This window comes from Leyella lascolaii (genome assembly GCF_900079775.1).
Classification (GTDB): domain Bacteria; phylum Bacteroidota; class Bacteroidia; order Bacteroidales; family Bacteroidaceae; genus Prevotella; species Prevotella lascolaii.
Map to the genome: position 1 here is coordinate 441629 of NZ_LT556049.1, position 17159 is coordinate 458787.

Here is a 17159-nt window from a genome sequence, read left to right on the forward strand (position 1 = left end):
CCAAATACAAGGATGTTTTGGACTATGTGATTAGTGTGGGTTGTCAATACTATTTTAATTATATTTCATTGCAAAAACTTGGTCTTCCTATACCTCAATAATGATACACCCTTACTACACTTCCCCATCTAAAGACTTCCTTCTCGCTAACGGTGACAGTTTCAAGCTCCTCAAAGAGTTTGATTTCAAGTTCGACATGATATTCGCCGACCCACCCTACTTCCTCTCCAGCGGTGGCATATCGTTGCAGAGCGGAAAGGTCGTGAGCGTGGACAAGGGTGAGTGGGACAAGGGTATGTCGCAGGATGAAGTGATGGCGTTCAACATGGAATGGCTGCGGCTCTGCCGAGACAAGCTAAAGGACAACGGCTCAATTTGGATTAGCGGCACCTACCACAACATCTTCTCAGTGGCAAACAGCCTGACGCTTCTCGGCTATAAAATTCTGAACGTCGTCACTTGGGAAAAGACCAATCCGCCAGTAAACATCTCGTGCCGTTACTTCAAATACTCTACAGAGTTCATCATATGGGCGAGGAAAATGAAAAAGGTGCCGCACAAGTTCAACTACGAACTTATGAAAGATCTTAACGGAGGAAAGCAGATGACCGACGTGTGGCGCATGCCAGCAATAGGTAGATGGGAGAAGACCTGCGGCAAGCATCCAACGCAGAAACCCCTGCGCCTGCTTGTCCGTATTATTCTCGCCACGACCAGCCAAGGCGACTGGATTCTCGACCCTTTCAGCGGTAGCTCCACCACAGGCATCGCAGCCAATCTTTGTGGTCGCCGCTTTGCAGGAATTGAACAGGAGGAAGCATACTGCCGGTTGAGTAAGGCTCGACGCGAGGAGATTGATAATATCGAAAGCTATGACAACCTTATAAGCCATATAGAAGACCTGCAAAATCTGAAACAATGTGCGATGGCATACGAGCCTCTTGCTGCATATTGCCGTACGCCTTTCTGAAACCTCCTCTGACATACATTTCAGCTCATTCCACAGCCGGGACAATAGCATTTTCACATCGCGGCTCAACGGTCCGGAGTAAACATTGTTTACAGGCTAAATATGTTGAATCTTAATTGTTTCTTAGACATCATTATGAGAGACAGATGAATACTGACGGCCGTAGTGAAAAGTATTATAGGAAATGTAGGTGTGGCGTAGAGACTGGTCTCATGCCGCATGAGCCGCCATGTGTGTATGTATAAAATCTATATAAGTCCCAGCAGTCTTGCCGTCCGGCATGCCTCTATGGAGTTTCTCACCTGCAGTTTTCTGAGAATGTCCTGACGGTGTCGGCTCACCGTGTTGACGCTTATCGACATTGCCGAGGCGATGTCCTTGCTTGTCATGCCGCTGTCTATGAGTCTCAGTGTCTGCTTCTCGCGTCCGGTGAGAATGTTGCGGTCGTCACCGGAGTCAAGTTCCGTGGTCTGCCCGCTCAAGGTGTCCACTATCATCGTGCGCCACTGCATGGCGTCAGGTTGCGGACCATACAGGCACATGGCGAGCCACAGACCGTCTGACGACGAAGCCGAGACGTAGAACATGCGGTGCAATGCCTTGACATATCCGCCCGCCGTCTGTCTCATGCGGAGGGGCGTAAGCAGATGGAAGTCCGTGCGTCTGTGGCGCGGCTGTCGTTTTATGAAACGGAAGAAACGCAGTTCCTGCAGATACTTGGCGGTGAGGTCGTCGGGATGGATGCGCCTGAGAATGTCCTCCTCCCATATGGAGCACACCTCGCTCTGCGCACCGCCCCTGCCGAGCCCTAACGCTCGTGCGAACCCACCGTAATGTATGTAGCTCGTGTTTGTGCGCATGTCGCTCAGCACAGCCACGGCGTTCTCGGTCATGGCATAGCATCGCGCCGCGGCTTTATAGCGTTCCAACACCTCGCTGCGGTCGGTCTGTCCGGTGAAGTCCTGTCCGGCGAGCACACGGTTAAGTCTGTCCTTCAGTTTCATTTAGTGCGGTAAAATGGTTATTAATGAGCATTGCGGCTATGTCGGCACATATATATCTTTGCAAAAGATAAGCTTCACTCGGGAAACAGAGATCGGGCTCTCTTTCCGCTCGTTTGCGTTATCCTCGCATTTTTCTTATCATATTCAAAGATAATGAAAATATATTGCTCATGCAACAATCATATAACAATAAAACAATAAAGACAATGGGAAAAATAAGACAGATTGCGGCAGCTGCGCTCGTGAGCCTTGCCGCTCACGGCGTCACGGCGCAGACTCTGGAGAAGATGCAATGGTTCAACGAACCGGAACGGTGGAATATTGAGAACAACGCGCTCACCATGTCGGTGACTCCGAAGAGCGACTACTGGCGCATATCTCACTACGGATTCACCGTCGATGACGCCCCGTTCTATTACGCCACATACGGAGGTGAGTTCGAGGTGAAGGTGAAAATCACAGGGAAATACCGTCAACGCTTCGACCAGGCGGGACTTATGCTGCGCATAGACCACGAGAACTACATCAAGGCTGGCATAGAGTATGTGGACGGAAAATACAATCTCAGTGCCGTGGTTACTCACAAGACGTCTGACTGGAGCGTCATCGAGCTTGACAAGGCTGTGCCCTGTGTGTGGATAAAAGCCGTGAGACGGCTCGACGCGGTGGAGATATTCTATTCCTTCGACGACGAGAACTACACGCTCATGCGCAACGCATGGCTCAAGGACAACACGCCGGTGATGGTCGGTATGATGGCGGCATGTCCCGACGGCGACGGCTTTGACGTGACGTTCGAGCACTTCAAAGTGAGACACCTGCCCGACATGAGGCGACTGGAGTGGCTGAAGAAGAACGCGGAGTGAGGTGCGGCAATGCCCCGTAGTATGCCGGATGACCACTGACGGACGAGACTTCCGCCAACGGTGCTTTATGTGTGGTCATGGGCTTTCCGTCCCTCTTCCTTGCCGCTGCGCTCAGGGTGTGACGCCCCACTACGCACGCTTCGTTACAATGCATTTTTATTCACAATGCAATGGGATATTGCATAAATTCCCGTTCGCATAACTCCTCAACTCCGCGAGAACGCTCCACAGCCGTCGGATGTGACGTACGGACGCAAATACGCGGTTTTTGAGCGTTTCTCGCATGTGTCTGTGAATCAGCATAATACACTCATTTATGAGACGGAAGAGCTTTTCCCTCCATGCCGGAAAGGCTTTTCCGGCATGCGGAACGGGCTTTTTGAGGATGCGTAAGGGTGTGTTCCGTCATTCGGAAAAGGTTTTTATGAAATGCGGAACGGGCTTTTCCGCACAACAGATGAGGTTGACGCGCCACCGGAACGAATCCATATGCGCTTTTTATAAGTTACAGATGTCTTCGCGTTCCCTGTTTTTCCAAAAAATAATGTAAAGATTTTTTACTGCTCCGTCCGTATATTTATGCATTCAGTGCGGCACCCGGCATTTTCCATAAAAACCTCCCCGCCACCTCCGTCCTCCCAAAGTAGAGACGCAAAATCTTGCGTCTCCCGAGGGATATGTGCATTTATCATCAGTGTATTGTCGCATGTGTACATTGCTATGGGTTGCTCGTGAGACGCAAGATTTTGCGTCTCTACAGGGCTCGCGCCGTAGCATTTGGTTTGTGCCGTCGTGGGTGTGACGCTACGGGAGCATATTTACGGCTACGTATATTCAAAAAGGCAGGGATGTGGAATAAAACCGTTGCGCTTGCAGGCATTGTTTTTCTGTCTGTTGTGCGATAATCTTCTTCCGTTCAGTGCCGTATTTCTTCAGTCTGCATTTTTATTTTCAATTTTTCCTATAGTTACTGTTGCATCGTATCTAAAAAACGTGTATATTCGCAAATATTTAATAACTTAAAAGTTGGTATTACACATACACCTGTCCTAAACAGAACAAATCCTTGTATACGCGGAGCCCATTTGGAACGGCATACACATGCGCACGGGTGAGCGACGCCGCGGATTCATCCTGAAAAAAGGCAACTGAAAACATACTACAATAAACACATGACGCTTATGACAGCTAAACTCAAAGGTCTTGCATTCGCGGTTTTGACGTTTCTTGCCGCGATTCCGGCATCCGCACAGGAGGAAGGTGCGTTCGACGGTTTGATGCGAAAGTATGATATGACATTCACCCTAACGACAGGTTCGACATCATACATAAAGATGAATATCACCGTATATTTGACACGGACACATGCCACGCCTTGCCAAGAGTGATGTTGTCTATGGACAGCAAAGACGGAAAGTGCAGGGTGTGCATTTATGTCAATCCGATGATACCTATGATGTACGACGGGAACGGAGAGAAGTCGGAGGCTGACTACAGTAGCGGAAAGACGGCGAGACCCGCAGGCGAGACTTTGTGGGAACTGAAAGCTGTGCTGAGAGGCGGGCATGTCGCCTCTTCCGATGTCAGCAAAAAGTGGGAGGAGGACAACCTTGTGAGCATGATGACGTTCCTTTCTTCGTCAAAGGCACGGAGAATGTTCAACTCCGACTTCCTTGCCTGGATACCGCTCGACTTGCGCGAAAAGGTATATGAAGGCAAATATACCAACGCCCGTTACGTGGTGACCGGCAGGCACGGTGACGACATCTTGCTCCTCTTCTTCATGACAGACGACGGGGCGGAGCACTTCGACAAGTATCTTGAAGACATGAAGGGCATGTTCCGCTTCAAATGACTGGGGCTTTTATTATAGAATGAACATAATGATATATATTAATGACAAGCGGACGTTCTGAATCAATTGCCGTCATGTTGTGTGCAGTTCAGTAGCCGCATCTGAAAGTCCGGAGAGTGTGAGTGGCAGGTTACAAGACCGCTGACACTTTGGTATGAAACCCTGAAGAGCGTACGGTCTGACGACAAGGATATATATAATATGTGAGTGATTTTATAATATCGGTTAATTTAGAACGGCTGCTTAATATAAAGAATGAAGTGAAATATAAACGTAAAAAACTGACAGAGTATGAAGAACAATAACATTTTCCGGCTGGCAGCTTGCGCATGCGTCATGCTGTGTTTGCCTATGCATGTCCTCGGACAAGGTATGGGAGTGGCGTGGGACGTTCTTACAAAAGACGACACTCCGGAATATCTCGACGCATATGACCGGTGGTTCGGAGTGGACAAACCCACATCTTTCCGTCTGGCTCTGCGCTATTACGGCATCACATCCGTCCGTCCCGCGTCCCTGTCTTATCCCCTACCCGTTGACGACAACAGCATATCAGCGTCTGTAAAGATGATGAGATACGATTCGTCCGACGGTGACTTCCAGTTCTGGCTGTCCGCTCCTTCGCGCGACTCGGAAGACCCTGGGTATATGCCGTTTCATGATGAAATGCCGGCACAGCGTCTGTATTACGACTGGAACGACCGCGGACGTTATCTGACGCTGAAGCCTGACACGTCGGTAAGTCTGCAGCCCGCATACGGACACAGGCTCTTCATGAAAGCCGACAATGCCGGAGATGTGCTCACATGGCACGTCAGTCATGCCCGGACGATGTTCAACGCTGACACGGTATGCCTCTATGACATGCCCCGTAAGCGTCTTGAAGGTATGAGGAATGCCAACAGGGTGGACTCACGTTTCACTCATTGCAAGGTGATGATAATACACAAGCATGACCGCTGCTTCATGTACGCCTACTGCCTGTTCACGGACAAGGGTCTTTCCAAGGCAAACAGATATATCGGAAGCCTGAAGGACATCGTGCGCTTTGACGACAACTATGTGCCTACATGGAAGATTCCTGGTGTGAAACAGGCTGAGCGAAGACTGAAGTATCATAAAGAGAAGCTCGCCACCGTGGGGATAGAGTTCGCGATACCGTGCGGATATATGTACTGTCACGAAGGCAGTGTGATGCTCGGAGGTGCGGGCAAGACCCTGTTTCCGCTGAGTGCGGGTGATGTGGACGGTATATGTATGGAGTCGCTTGACGCCAGGGATATGATATATTTCACCTGGAGATTCAAGCCAAAGGACGCGTCTGACAACAGGAACGACCTTACCTACTACAATTACCTGCGCGTTCCGTTCGCCAGATGGTGCAAGATACCGGAGTCATTCATTGAAAAGATCGACCTGTCGCTTCCAGACAGAAACGGCTTCAAGGCAATTGACGACATTTCTGTGCGCAAGGCTTTCAACAGCGATACGATACGAGTGTTCGCCGGAAAGACCTCAGACCAGAAACGATTCGTCTTCCGCAGTCTGCATGAGGACGGTGACATGTATCTCGAACTGATGGATGATGATTTCCCCGAGATGGAGATATGGGAGATTGAGAAGAACGGAATCCAGGTCCGCATGTACCGGTTCATGAAGTCCGCGTCCGGAACAGAAGTACTGCCACAGGTTATGTGGTTCATCTGACGCGACCTCACTACACCGTAATGACATTGGGACACATCATGCAGACACCCCTTTCCGCCATGCCCCCACCGCAGCCTGACAAAGTAGAGACGCAACATCTTGCGTCTCCCGAGGTGTATATGCATATATTGTCGGTATCATATTCCATATCCATATCGTGCAATCTTGCGTCTCCCGATGAACCAATGCATTTATCATCGTCATCATACTCCATACATATCACGCTATTTTTACAGTATTGTCCTGCGCCAACCGCTTCCCGTTATGCCGCTTGGTGCGCTGTGCGGTGTAAATGCTGGCAGTCGTATAGCGGACATCTTCAATTGAATGATATATGAAATTACGGCACGCACAGCCGGAAAACAAACATAATAAACCATCAAAATAAAACACACAAATTATGAAAAATCCGATTGTAAACATGTTCGTGGCACACTACCACTTCTGGTTTTTGAAATTCAGAGACAGAGACAAAGCCTGTCACACGGCTTTGCTGTTCATCGCCCTCATGCTCACCCTCTTTGAGACGACGGTCCTTCTGCTTGTCGGCGGAAGGTTTTTACAGCTCTTCTTGAACATGGGTGCGGCGGTACTCATCCTGGCGTTGGCAGCCAACATGGTGGCTTACTATTTCCTGCTCAGACTGGCTTTCACGCCCGAACGGCTCGAGCTTGAGGCAGGAAAACTCACGAAGGCGGGATATTACACGCACCATGTGACATTCCTCATCATCTGTCATGCCGATTTCATTGTGCTGTTCCGTCTGGTAAGAAACATCTTCTGACGGGAACGGATGCACGATGTCTTGGTGATATGAAATCTTGTCCGTGTGAATAAAAAAGAATGTTTATCCCGAATCGGTCATTAGACTCCGGTTTGATTATGCGTTAATGTAGAGTGGATTGCTTGCCGTTCCGACGAAGGCGTAGCGGGCTACGCCGAGACGAAACGGTGAGCAAGACGCCGACAGAAACGTGTAAGCAGGCCGGAGAGTATGTGAAATGAAGATTTATTCAAATATATACGTTCTAATGACCGATTTGGGTTTATAAGTAGGAACAAAAAGATGAAGACAGGGGAAAAATGTATATCTTTGTAAAAGATAAGCTGCGCTCGGGAAATGAATGGCTGGCTTTTCGTGTTCTGATGTCAAATATGGCTGCAAGGGATATACCTTAAAATGATAATGATAAGCGGTTGTCGGGTATTTGTTCTTGTTGATCGTGCGTCTGTTAAGGTGCGGCTTGCGGTTGTGGCAGACACTTATGCATTTGTAGGATGATAACTGAAAACTTATGATGGAATACAACGGAAAAAGGATAAGAGTGGTGGCAGGAGACATAACACGTCTTGATGTCGACGCCATAGTGAACGCCGCAAACTGTTCGCTGCTCGGAGGCGGAGGTGTGGACGGTGCCATACACAGGGCTGCCGGAAGGGAACTGCTGGAGGAATGCCGCACGCTCGGCGGATGCAGGACGGGCGAGAGTAAGATGACGGGGGCTTACCGCCTGCCGTGCAGGAGGATTATCCACACCGTGGGACCGGTGTGGCGCGGCGGCGGTCACGGTGAGCCGGAACTGCTGGCTTCGTGTTACGCCACGTCGCTCAGGCTTGCCGCGGAGAGCGGCATGCGCTCCGTAGCCTTTCCGTGCGTCAGTACCGGTGTCTACGGCTATCCGCATGAGGCGGCTGCGAGGATTGCCCTCAATACTGTGACAGAAGCCTTAAGGAGCGGAGCTTATACGGGTGAGGTGATATTCTGCTGTTTTCTTGAAGAGGACGAGATGATTTACAGGAGACTGCTGAAAGAGAACGGATTGTGAGAACGGTGTCTCTCAAAACCTCGTTTCTTATGGCTTTCACGCCGGTTCCGGATGTCGTGTGCCGCGAAACGGGCTCTTTGATGCTGCGGAACGGGCTTTATGAGGTTGCGAAAGAGCCTCTTTGAGTGTCCCGAACAGGCTCTTTGGCAGGCTGGAAAAGGCTCTTTGAGAACGCGGAACGGGCTCTTTGGGACAACGGTGTCCGCACAGGGTGTCTGAGAAGCGTGCGGAACGCCATTGCGGGATGAGGCGTGGCGGCATGGCGTGACATCCTGAGGAAGGCGGAAACAACCTTTGTGAGCAGCATAGGCTGATGTGGACGGGGTGAGATTTTATACACTGGTTTTATTCGACAATGTCTTTAAACAATATAAAGACAATGCTCCTGCCATATTACCTAAGTGTCTTGAACGCGGATTTTTAATGATTCCCGTCAGGTGTGATGAAATGAATGATAATTTATAAAATACCATCGTATGAAAAGAAAACTTATTGCCTGCATGGCTCTTTTCCTGTTGTCGGGAGTCACTACTGTAGGAGTGAACGCACAGGAGGGGAAGAAACGTTTCACCCTGCCCACACCGTGGACAGAGGAGGCTGCCGCAGCCGTGACACCGCTTCCCGAATATCCGCGTCCGCAAATGGCGCGCGCGCAGTGGCTCAATCTTAACGGCGAGTGGGACTACATGACCGACCCCTCCGGCGTTTCGCCCGTAAAGGCTTCCGCCCCGCCGTCCTTCGCGTCGGGCGTGCGCAGAATACGGGTGCCGTTCCCGCCCGAGTCGGAGCTTTCGGGCATAGGCAGGAAGGGCGACTCATGCATGTGGTACCGTCGCAGGTTCACCGTTCCGAAGGAATGGAAGGGCAGGCGCGTGATGCTCAATTTCGGAGCGGTGGACCGTCACTCCATAGTGTTTGTCAACGGCAGGAAGGCAGGCACGCACACGGGAGGGTATGATGCGTTCGGCTTCGACATCACCGACATGCTCAAGTCGGGTGAGAACGTGCTGGTGGTGGGTGCTTACGATCCCAACGACGGACGCGCGGCATGCGGCAAGAACGGTCCGCGCGGCGACTATACCTTCACCTCGGGCATATGGCAGACGGTGTGGCTCGAGCCTGTGGGCAGACACCACATCTCCGGCATAAGGCTCATACCCGACGTGCGGAACAGCCGTCTGGAGGTGACGGCATATGCTGACGGCGGACAACTGCAGGTGGTGGCGGTTGCCGGAAGCGGCGGAGAGAAGGTGTCGGAGGCAACGGGCATGGCGGGCAAGACGTTTTTCCTGCCCGTTCCCGATCCGCACCTGTGGAGTCCGGACGATCCGTTTCTTTACGACCTTAAGCTGCAACTGAAGGACAAGCGCGGCAAGGTGGTGGACGAGGTAGGCTCTTACTTCGGCATGCGCTCAGTAGGCATGAGGAAGATAGACGGTGTGATGCGCCCCACTCTCAACGGCGAGTTCGTGTTCCATCTCGGTCTGCTCGACCAGGGCTACTGGCCCGACGGCATATTCACCGCGCCCACAGACGAGGCTCTGCGCTACGACATAGAGCTGGCTAAGCGTGCCGGATTCAACGTCATACGCAAGCACATAAAGGTCGAGCCGCAGCGTTGGTATTATCATTGCGACCGCCTCGGCGTCATGGTATGGCAGGACATGCCCAACCTGTGGGAACCCGACGGAGCCGACTCTGTGGCAGTGCGCAGGCAGTTCCGTGCCGAGCTGAAGACCATGATAGACCAGCACGTCAGCTCACCGTCCATCGTCATGTGGGTGCCTTTCAACGAGAACTGGGGCGCGTTTGAGGCTACCGACATCACCGCATGGGTGAAAAGCTACGACCCCCACCGCCTCGTCAACGGCATGTCGGGCTACAACTACGCGCCCGGCTACCGCAAGGCTTACGGCGATCCGGGCAACGGCGATTTCGTGGACATGCACCACTACGGCAAGATAGAGCCGGGCGCAATAGCCAAGCCCGACGAAAGGCGCGCCGCCTCACTGGGCGAGTTCGGGGGCAAGGGACTCTTTGTGAGAGGGCATATGTGGCCCGTGCGCAACGATGCCTACGAGATGATGATAAACAGCGGAGTGCTCACCGACACATACGTGATGATGGCTACCGAGCTCGAACAGATGGTGAACTACTTCGGACTGAGCACCGCCATATACACTCAGACCACCGATGTGGAACATGAGATAAACGGACTCGTGACTTACGACCGACGGGTGGAGAAGATGAGTCTTGACAAGGTGCGTGAGATAAACACCTCGGTGATTGAGGCTACGAGGAGGAAATAAGAGATAGCCGGGTTTTTTCTCACACTGTGTAAAGAACATCGTGGTGCATCCAGGCTGCGAACGCGGTTCCTGACACGATGTTCTTTAATCAGAATCAGCCATCAGAACGCTGATTCCAAATTTAAGGTTTATTGTCTATTCTTAATCCTTCTTCCGCACTTCTGACGTCATCTTGTGTGCTGTTAAGTACTGCGTTTCAATGTATCATCGGTCGTTCAGTCTGTCACACGCCATCTCATGACTTTGGAACGCAGCCCTGGACAGCACGCAAGAGGACGGCAAAGATATGGACGACATGTGAGTATTATTATGATGTCGGTTATTTTTGAAAAGCTGTTTATATATATAATAATACATTACTGTATGTCTGTGAAGATATTATATATTTCCTTCATTGGACGAAAATATACTCGAAAGCCATCTTGCATAAAGAATATTTACATACCTTTGTTTTCGTTAATGATGACGGTTACCGTCGGTTGTTCTTCGTGTTTAAACACTATAAGGCAGCAACACGTTTTGTTAATCATCATAATTATGTGCTTCGGCAATACGCCGGCAATACGTTACACTAAGAATTTATGGAAGAGTTTTTTAACCTTAACAATGAGATTGTCATTTATCGGAGCGAGGACGGCAAGACCAGACTTGATGTCAAGCTGGAAGGTGATACCGTTTGGCTGTCACAGCAACAGATGAGTGAGCTGTTTGAGAAAGACAGAACCGTTATCGGACGTCATATCAGAAACATCTTCAAGGAGGGTGAATTGCAAGAGTCCTTGGTATGTGCAAAATTTGCACATACCAAGGATTACGGTCGTAGAAAAGGATTTACACAAGAAGCAACAACAACGTTGTACAATCTTGATGTTATCATTTCTGTGGGTTACCGCGTCAAGAGTAAACGAGGGGTAAAGTTCCGTCAATGGGCAAGCTCTGTCTTGAAGCAGTATCTCATCAAAGGTTATGCAGTGAACGAAAGCATGCGCAAGAAACAGGTTGCGGAGCTGCGGCAGCTGGTTCAGATGCTTGGAAGAACTCTCCGGCACTCTCCCGACCCGTTGAAGGAGGAACAGAGCGCGCTTGTAGATGTGGTTGTGGACTATACCTACGCCCTCGACACCTTGGACGATTACGACTATCAGCGGCTGGGCATCAGGAACACTACCGCCCACGGGGCTTTTCGCGCCACTTACGAGGGTGCCATGCAGGAGATAAGACAGCTTCGTGAGAAGTTCGGAGGGTCTGCTCTTTTCGGCAACGAGAAGGACGATTCGTTCAGAAGTTCCATCGGACAGATATACCAGACGTTTGACGGCATGGAGCTGTATCCGTCTGTTGAGGAGAAGGCGGCTATGCTTCTGTATCTCGTTGTTAAGAACCATTCGTTCTCAGACGGCAACAAACGCATAGCGGCTACCTTGTTCCTGTGGTTCATGAACAACAACGGCATACTCTACCGTGAGGATGGCACCAAGAGGATTGCGGACAATACGCTGGTCGCCATAACGCTTATGATAGCCGAGAGCCGCACGGAAGAGAAAGACGTCATGGTGAGTGTGGTGGTGAATCTTATCAATAAAAGCAACTGACAACGTTGTTCCGACGGAGCGAGAGCGGTAATTCAGATGTACAGCCAAACCGTTCTTCCGCCTGCCGCTAATGTGTGTGCGTCTTCGTGATGGAACATACAGGGAATATTCGGACAGGCTTCGGGTTGTTGACACCGTATTCGGGAAACCGCCTGACAGGGAATTTTTGACCCTGTACCGTCATCATGATTCATCCTTATTCCATGCCGCTGTCAGTCCTGGCTGTATTTTTTTTAACCGCATATCAACTTTTTTTCATCGCTTATGCATCATTACGTCGCGTCCGGACCATATGCGTGGAAGTGACGTTTGTACTGTATTGTATATTATTGTAATTTTACCATCGGACACGTCATGTGCCTTTGCGCGTGTCTTGCCGTGTCTAATGGTGTTTTAAGGCGGCAAAATACGTTTAAGGTTTTTATTTCACAGTAATGACACACAGATACTCTCTGATGGCGTGTCCTCGTTAAACGTGCGACGGCATGTTCCGGAGCGTCATGCCGTCGCTTGCATAGTGTAAAACAATAAAACAGACAAAATGAGAAAGAATGACATTTGTTCGAGGATGACGGGCACTGTCCATGCGGTCCTGTCGTGGTTTATGATGTTGCTGTGTTGCGCAGTCGTGTCTTCGTGCGGAGGCGATGACGACGGTGGAAGTGGCGGCGGGACGACCGGCAGCATACTCGACAGACTCGTAGGAAGCGAGTGGAAGGGTGAGTATTTTCAGGTAAGCGAGAACGGTGAGTATGAGGAAGGCACCATGACACTGAAGTTCACAAGCAGTGACAGAGCCGAGCAGCACACCGCGTACAGCGGAATGGAGTGGAACTCCAACGGCGAATATGTGGAGTACAGCGGTGAGAGCGACACCTTCTATGAGTACGTCATAAGTGACGGAAAGATAACAATGACCGATACAGGCGGCTACGGTTCGTTCACGCTTACACCCTCCGGAGACAACACGCTCGTATACGGCTCTACGGTATACAGGCTTGTTAAGGCTGGCACGGAAGGTGGTACAGGCGGCAATCATGGCGGCGGTGACGTGGGAGGAAACCCGGAAACAGGCATAGCCGACTTCGTTACAACCCCAGTAAGGACATTCGAAATGGAGTTCGCACAGGGCTCGCGTGACTTCAAGGTGGAGTATGTTTACTCCGGCAACAAGGTGGTGCGCATGCTGCGTTCCGGTTCGTCGTCGGCTTCCTACGCCCTCAGCTACTCCTACGATGAGGTTACGGCAAAGTCAAGCGCATACACTTATACGTTCGGACTCGGCTCTACAGGCTACGCCAACTTCTTCAGAGACGGCGCTGACGGAGCGTGGAGTTGCCGCACGTCGGGCGACAACGACGGATACATGAGATATTTCTCAATCGAGAATCCGTACGACTACCGTTATTATATGGTGAGCTACAGCGGAGGAAATGTCAGCCGTGTGGAGGAATACCGCAACGATGGAGAGCTTTACTGCACGTATACGTTCAGCTACACATCACGTGACAACAAGAACGGACTGTATCCGGAGGCGAGCGTAATCAACACCAATCTTGAGTTCCTACGCTATCTCGGGTTCCTCGGACAGCCCAGCCGCAAGCTTGTGGACAAGATTGACTTCAAGCCAGCCGACTCGTCGTACGGTACGATGGAGTTCAGCTATCAGTTCGACTCAGCCGGAAACGTGACATCATACCAGTATACGTCAGACCCGATATACAAGACAACCGACAGACGGCAGCCTTCGCCCGTGTTCCGGTTCACGTATTAAACCGGACGCATACGTCATAATCCGGTATCAGAAGAATGCGGGTCAGGACTGTAGGTGGAGTCCTGACCCGCATTGGTATATGCTGTATCCGTGTTCAGCGTACAATCACCTTGCGTGTCTTTCCGTCGCTTCCTCGCACTATGTGCAGACCTTTTGCCGTCGGCGGTACAGCCTTTCCAGACATGTCGTAGTGTCTTTCGGATGTGTTGCCGTTAGCGTTCTCCACAGCGTTTATGCCGGACGGGACGAACTCCTCGAAGTATGTAGCCCATATTCTCCATCCCGGCGCGTTGCAGTAAGCCTCAAGCGAGCCCTCGGGAATGTATATCTTTGTGTTGTAAGACAGTCCGAACGAGTCCGACCCGTCGGGGTTGATGTCGGGCAAGAGAATGTGTAGTGCCGGCGGGACAACGGCGAGGCACGTAAGCTTCTCTATCGAGTTGGAGTATACAGCCAGCGATCCTATCTTTGTCACATTGCCCGGTATGGTGACCGATTTGAGCGACGTGCAGTTGTAAAGCACACCGTCGCTTACCTCGGTCAGCGCGTCGGGCAGTTCCACGTCAGTCAGTCCGGTGCATTCGGAGAAGGCGTATGCGCCAATGGAGCTTACTCCGTCGGGCAGGTCTATCCCTGTAAGTCCGGTGCAGTTGCTGAACGCCGAGGCTCCTATTGAGGTGAGCGACTGTGGCAGGCGTATGTCCGTCAGGTTCTGGCAGAATTCAAACGCTCCGCCGCATATGCCTCTCGTGCCGTCTTCCACGGTGACGCTTGTGCCCTCAGGCATGTCTCCCTTGTATTTGTATGCGAAGTCGCCGAGGTATATCAGTCCGTCAGGCTTGCTGTCATACCATGCCGTGCGGTCGAAGACACCGGCTCCGATATACTCCACCTGGTCGAAATTGATGTCAATGTCAGCAAGCTTGGGGCATCCGCTGAACGCTCCGTCGCCCAGTATTATGCCTCCGTTCTCCGCCTCAAGTGCGGCAGGCGCGTTCAGCTGCTCCACTCCGTTTATCTTCAGCGACGTTATGTTTGGCATTTCGGCAAAGGAATAAGGTTCAATGTTCGGCTCTATATAAGGCACGTCAACGGATGTTATTGCCGGACATCCGTAGAAGGTGTATGCCTTGGCAAAGTTGCAGGGCAGTCTCAGGTGTCCGCTTATGAGCTTGCCGTCCACATAGAAGTCGTGTCTGACGAAGGGGTTGCCGTCCGGGTCGGCGAAGGTTGTGCCAAGCCATTCCGGCAGCGTTCCCTCATAGTCGGTGCGTTCCAGATTGTTGGAATAATAGGGTCTGAACGCCATGACGCCCACCTTCCGCATTCTCGGTCCTATTGTGGCGGTCTTCAGGTTTGTGGCGAAGAAGGCATAGTCGCCTATGTTTCGCGCGCGCAGCACGAGGTTGTTGAGGTTTATGCAATAGCTGAACGCCATGTATCCCACGCTGTTCACCGTTTCAGGCACCGTGAGACTCCTCAGTCCCTTGTATCCTGCGAACGCGAACTGACCTATGTCCGTCACGCCTTCCGGTATTGTCACGTCAGTCACGAGCTGCTCGTCGCCGGTGCCATAGTTCACATAGAACTCCTTGGCATAACTCAGCGGACAGGTGTCCTCCTCGTATGTCATGCCGTCCATCCTTATCGCGAGCCATTCCTCCAGCGACCCCTTGTAGTATACTTTTTCCAGAGACGTGCACGACTCGAACGCTCCGTCGCCCACCGTCTTCAGTCCCCGGCATATTATTATAGCCTCCAGACCGCGGCATTCGGCGAACGCGGTGCGGTCTATTGTCTCCAGAGTGGAGGGCAGCCTGAGCGTGTCTATCTCCTCACACCATCCGAATGCGTTCTCGCCTATGCACCTGAGCCCTTCCGGAAGAGTCACATTCTTCAGCGCGGAGCAATACTCAAAGAGCGAGCTTGCCAGGTAATCCATCTTTGACGGAACCGTTATCTCCTCCAGAGAGGAGCAGTAGGAGAAGGCGTTCATGCCTATGCTGTCCACGCTTTCGGGCAGGGTGATGTCTGTGAGCGACGTGCATCCGGAGCACGCCCACTCTCCTATGGTTGTCACGCCCTCGCCTATTGTCAGTGATTTGAGGCTTGAGCACATGTTGAACATATTGTCGGGGACGGTCTTCACGTTGCCCGATATGGTGGCGTATTCAAGTGTCGAGGAGTTCCATTTGGGTGAGGAGTACGACGTGAAGTTTATTTCCCTGCCTATCTGCAGTCTCTTTACCGGCATCGTGGACATGTCGTCGAGAGATATGGGAGTGTCGCCGTCCTTGATGACAAACTCCTCCAGCGACTCGCACCCGTCGAACGCGCTGTATCCTATGGTGCTGATGTTGTTGTCGACGGTGAACGACGCCAGCGACGTACAGCCGCTGAAGGCGTATGAGCCTATTGTGGTGACAGTCTCCGGCAGGCTTACCGACGTGAGCGACGTGCATCCGCTGAACATGCTCCCGGTCTCTGTTATAGGCGCATGGATGTCTACAGATGTTATGAAACCGTTGTATGAGAACGCCGTGCTTTCGATATTTGTAACGTCATAGGTCCGGTTGTTGTATGTGATGGAAGCCGGAATGACGAGCGCGCCCTTATAAGGCTCGCCGTCGGAAGCCACCACCGTTGCAGTGAAGTTGTCGTCGTTTGTCTCATAGTTTATGCCGTCCACGACAACACGTTCGGCATAAGCTGTTACCGACAGCAACAGAAGACCTGCCGCACACTGTGCAAACTGTAAAAAATGCTTCATACTGTTTTGGGTTTGTCATGTCCGGTCCCGGCTCCTGTCCGGACTCTGTTTTCGTGTTGATGTGCTGAAGCGCAAAGCCGGGTGTGGCGTGCACGCTGCGTTTCTGATGATTTGCCTGGTGTGGAAAATCTTTTACAAAGATGCCGCAAGAGAGTGCAATGAGAGCTTGCTCTTGCATTGCCGAGCGCCGCAAATCTTATGCAAAGATTCCGCAAGTGAGTGCAATGAGAGCTTGCTCTTATATTGCCGAGCGCAGCAAATCTTATGCAAAGATGCCGCAAGAGAGCGCAATGAGAGCTTGCTCTTGCATTGCCGAACGCCGCAAATCTTCTACATATATAGTTATTATTTGAATGCCGTTGGATGATTTGTATTTAAATTTAAACTATATGTAACCAAAATAAAACCTCCCCACCCCTTTCCCATGCTTTTGAGACAGCGGTCGCGTCACGCAGGCGTTCCTTTGCCATGCCCTCATCACGGGAG

12 protein-coding genes are annotated in these 17159 nt (G+C 51.3%); 10 read left to right on the top strand and 2 right to left on the bottom strand.

Translation table 11 applies throughout. From position 1 onward, the window contains the following. The first annotated feature begins 100 nt into the window (after nucleotides 1-100). Nucleotides 101-970: a DNA-methyltransferase gene (locus tag BN4609_RS12005; protein WP_084791599.1), complete on the top strand. Its 870-nt coding sequence runs from the start codon at nucleotides 101-103 to the stop codon at nucleotides 968-970. A gap of 248 nt (nucleotides 971-1218) precedes the next feature. On the opposite strand, the gene BN4609_RS12010 is transcribed toward BN4609_RS12005, so the two are convergent. Further along, a complete protein-coding gene (locus tag BN4609_RS12010; protein WP_068856875.1) occupies nucleotides 1219-1974 on the bottom strand; it encodes a helix-turn-helix transcriptional regulator in 756 nt (251 codons plus the stop codon). Between the two features lie 206 nt (nucleotides 1975-2180). Here BN4609_RS12010 and BN4609_RS12015 point away from each other — a divergent pair, with 206 nt between their 5' ends. The 9 genes from BN4609_RS12015 to BN4609_RS12055 all read left to right on the top strand — a co-directional run bounded on the left by BN4609_RS12015 (nucleotide 2181) and on the right by BN4609_RS12055 (nucleotide 13903). Further along, complete coding sequence (locus BN4609_RS12015) at nucleotides 2181-2840, top strand: DUF1349 domain-containing protein (protein WP_106390595.1); 660 nt, start codon at nucleotides 2181-2183, stop codon at nucleotides 2838-2840. 1181 nt (nucleotides 2841-4021) lie between these two features. Next, nucleotides 4022-4228 carry a hypothetical protein gene (locus tag BN4609_RS12020; protein WP_164071683.1) on the top strand — a complete coding sequence of 69 codons (207 nt, stop codon included), beginning with the start codon at nucleotides 4022-4024 and terminating at the stop codon, nucleotides 4226-4228. Nucleotides 4229-4236: 8 nt separating this feature from the next. Continuing rightward, on the top strand, nucleotides 4237-4695 hold the full coding sequence (locus tag BN4609_RS12025; RefSeq protein WP_068856877.1) for a hypothetical protein: 459 nt from the start codon (nucleotides 4237-4239) through the stop codon (nucleotides 4693-4695). 291 nt (nucleotides 4696-4986) lie between these two features. Next, the gene (locus BN4609_RS12030; RefSeq protein ID WP_068856878.1) at nucleotides 4987-6402 is read left to right on the top strand and encodes a hypothetical protein; all 1416 of its coding nucleotides are present in this window, start codon (nucleotides 4987-4989) and stop codon (nucleotides 6400-6402) included. 400 nt (nucleotides 6403-6802) lie between these two features. After that, nucleotides 6803-7186, top strand: coding sequence for a hypothetical protein (locus BN4609_RS12035; protein ID WP_068856879.1), 384 nt, complete (start codon nucleotides 6803-6805; stop codon nucleotides 7184-7186). Nucleotides 7187-7697: 511 nt separating this feature from the next. Further along, nucleotides 7698-8228: an O-acetyl-ADP-ribose deacetylase gene (locus tag BN4609_RS12040; RefSeq protein WP_206196562.1), complete on the top strand. Its 531-nt coding sequence runs from the start codon at nucleotides 7698-7700 to the stop codon at nucleotides 8226-8228. A 476-nt stretch (nucleotides 8229-8704) separates the two neighbouring features. Continuing rightward, nucleotides 8705-10537, top strand: a complete 1833-nt coding sequence (locus BN4609_RS12045) for a glycoside hydrolase family 2 protein (RefSeq protein ID WP_068856880.1) — start codon at nucleotides 8705-8707, stop codon at nucleotides 10535-10537. A gap of 581 nt (nucleotides 10538-11118) precedes the next feature. Next, nucleotides 11119-12129 (top strand): virulence RhuM family protein/type II toxin-antitoxin system death-on-curing family toxin, encoded by a 1011-nt coding sequence (locus BN4609_RS12050; protein WP_068856881.1) that lies wholly within the window; start codon nucleotides 11119-11121, stop codon nucleotides 12127-12129. Nucleotides 12130-12670: 541 nt separating this feature from the next. After that, nucleotides 12671-13903 (top strand): hypothetical protein, encoded by a 1233-nt coding sequence (locus BN4609_RS12055; RefSeq protein ID WP_164071644.1) that lies wholly within the window; start codon nucleotides 12671-12673, stop codon nucleotides 13901-13903. 94 nt (nucleotides 13904-13997) lie between these two features. Here BN4609_RS12055 and BN4609_RS12060 read toward each other — a convergent pair whose 3' ends face one another. Continuing rightward, nucleotides 13998-16673 carry a leucine-rich repeat domain-containing protein gene (locus BN4609_RS12060; RefSeq protein WP_068856883.1) on the bottom strand — a complete coding sequence of 892 codons (2676 nt, stop codon included), beginning with the start codon at nucleotides 16671-16673 and terminating at the stop codon, nucleotides 13998-14000. Nucleotides 16674-17159 lie beyond the last annotated feature (486 nt).

Coding starts and splice junctions, on each gene's coding strand:
- BN4609_RS12020 (WP_164071683.1), top strand. CDS start 4,022: ATGACAGCTAAACTCAAAGGTCTTGCATTCGCGGTTTTGACGTTTCTT.
- BN4609_RS12010 (WP_068856875.1), bottom strand. CDS start 1,974: ATGAAACTGAAGGACAGACTTAACCGTGTGCTCGCCGGACAGGACTTC.
- BN4609_RS12030 (WP_068856878.1), top strand. CDS start 4,987: ATGAAGAACAATAACATTTTCCGGCTGGCAGCTTGCGCATGCGTCATG.
- BN4609_RS12015 (WP_106390595.1), top strand. CDS start 2,181: ATGGGAAAAATAAGACAGATTGCGGCAGCTGCGCTCGTGAGCCTTGCC.
- BN4609_RS12060 (WP_068856883.1), bottom strand. CDS start 16,673: ATGAAGCATTTTTTACAGTTTGCACAGTGTGCGGCAGGTCTTCTGTTG.
- BN4609_RS12005 (WP_084791599.1), top strand. CDS start 101: ATGATACACCCTTACTACACTTCCCCATCTAAAGACTTCCTTCTCGCT.
- BN4609_RS12055 (WP_164071644.1), top strand. CDS start 12,671: ATGAGAAAGAATGACATTTGTTCGAGGATGACGGGCACTGTCCATGCG.
- BN4609_RS12025 (WP_068856877.1), top strand. CDS start 4,237: ATGGACAGCAAAGACGGAAAGTGCAGGGTGTGCATTTATGTCAATCCG.
- BN4609_RS12045 (WP_068856880.1), top strand. CDS start 8,705: ATGAAAAGAAAACTTATTGCCTGCATGGCTCTTTTCCTGTTGTCGGGA.
- BN4609_RS12035 (WP_068856879.1), top strand. CDS start 6,803: ATGAAAAATCCGATTGTAAACATGTTCGTGGCACACTACCACTTCTGG.
- BN4609_RS12050 (WP_068856881.1), top strand. CDS start 11,119: ATGGAAGAGTTTTTTAACCTTAACAATGAGATTGTCATTTATCGGAGC.
- BN4609_RS12040 (WP_206196562.1), top strand. CDS start 7,698: ATGATGGAATACAACGGAAAAAGGATAAGAGTGGTGGCAGGAGACATA.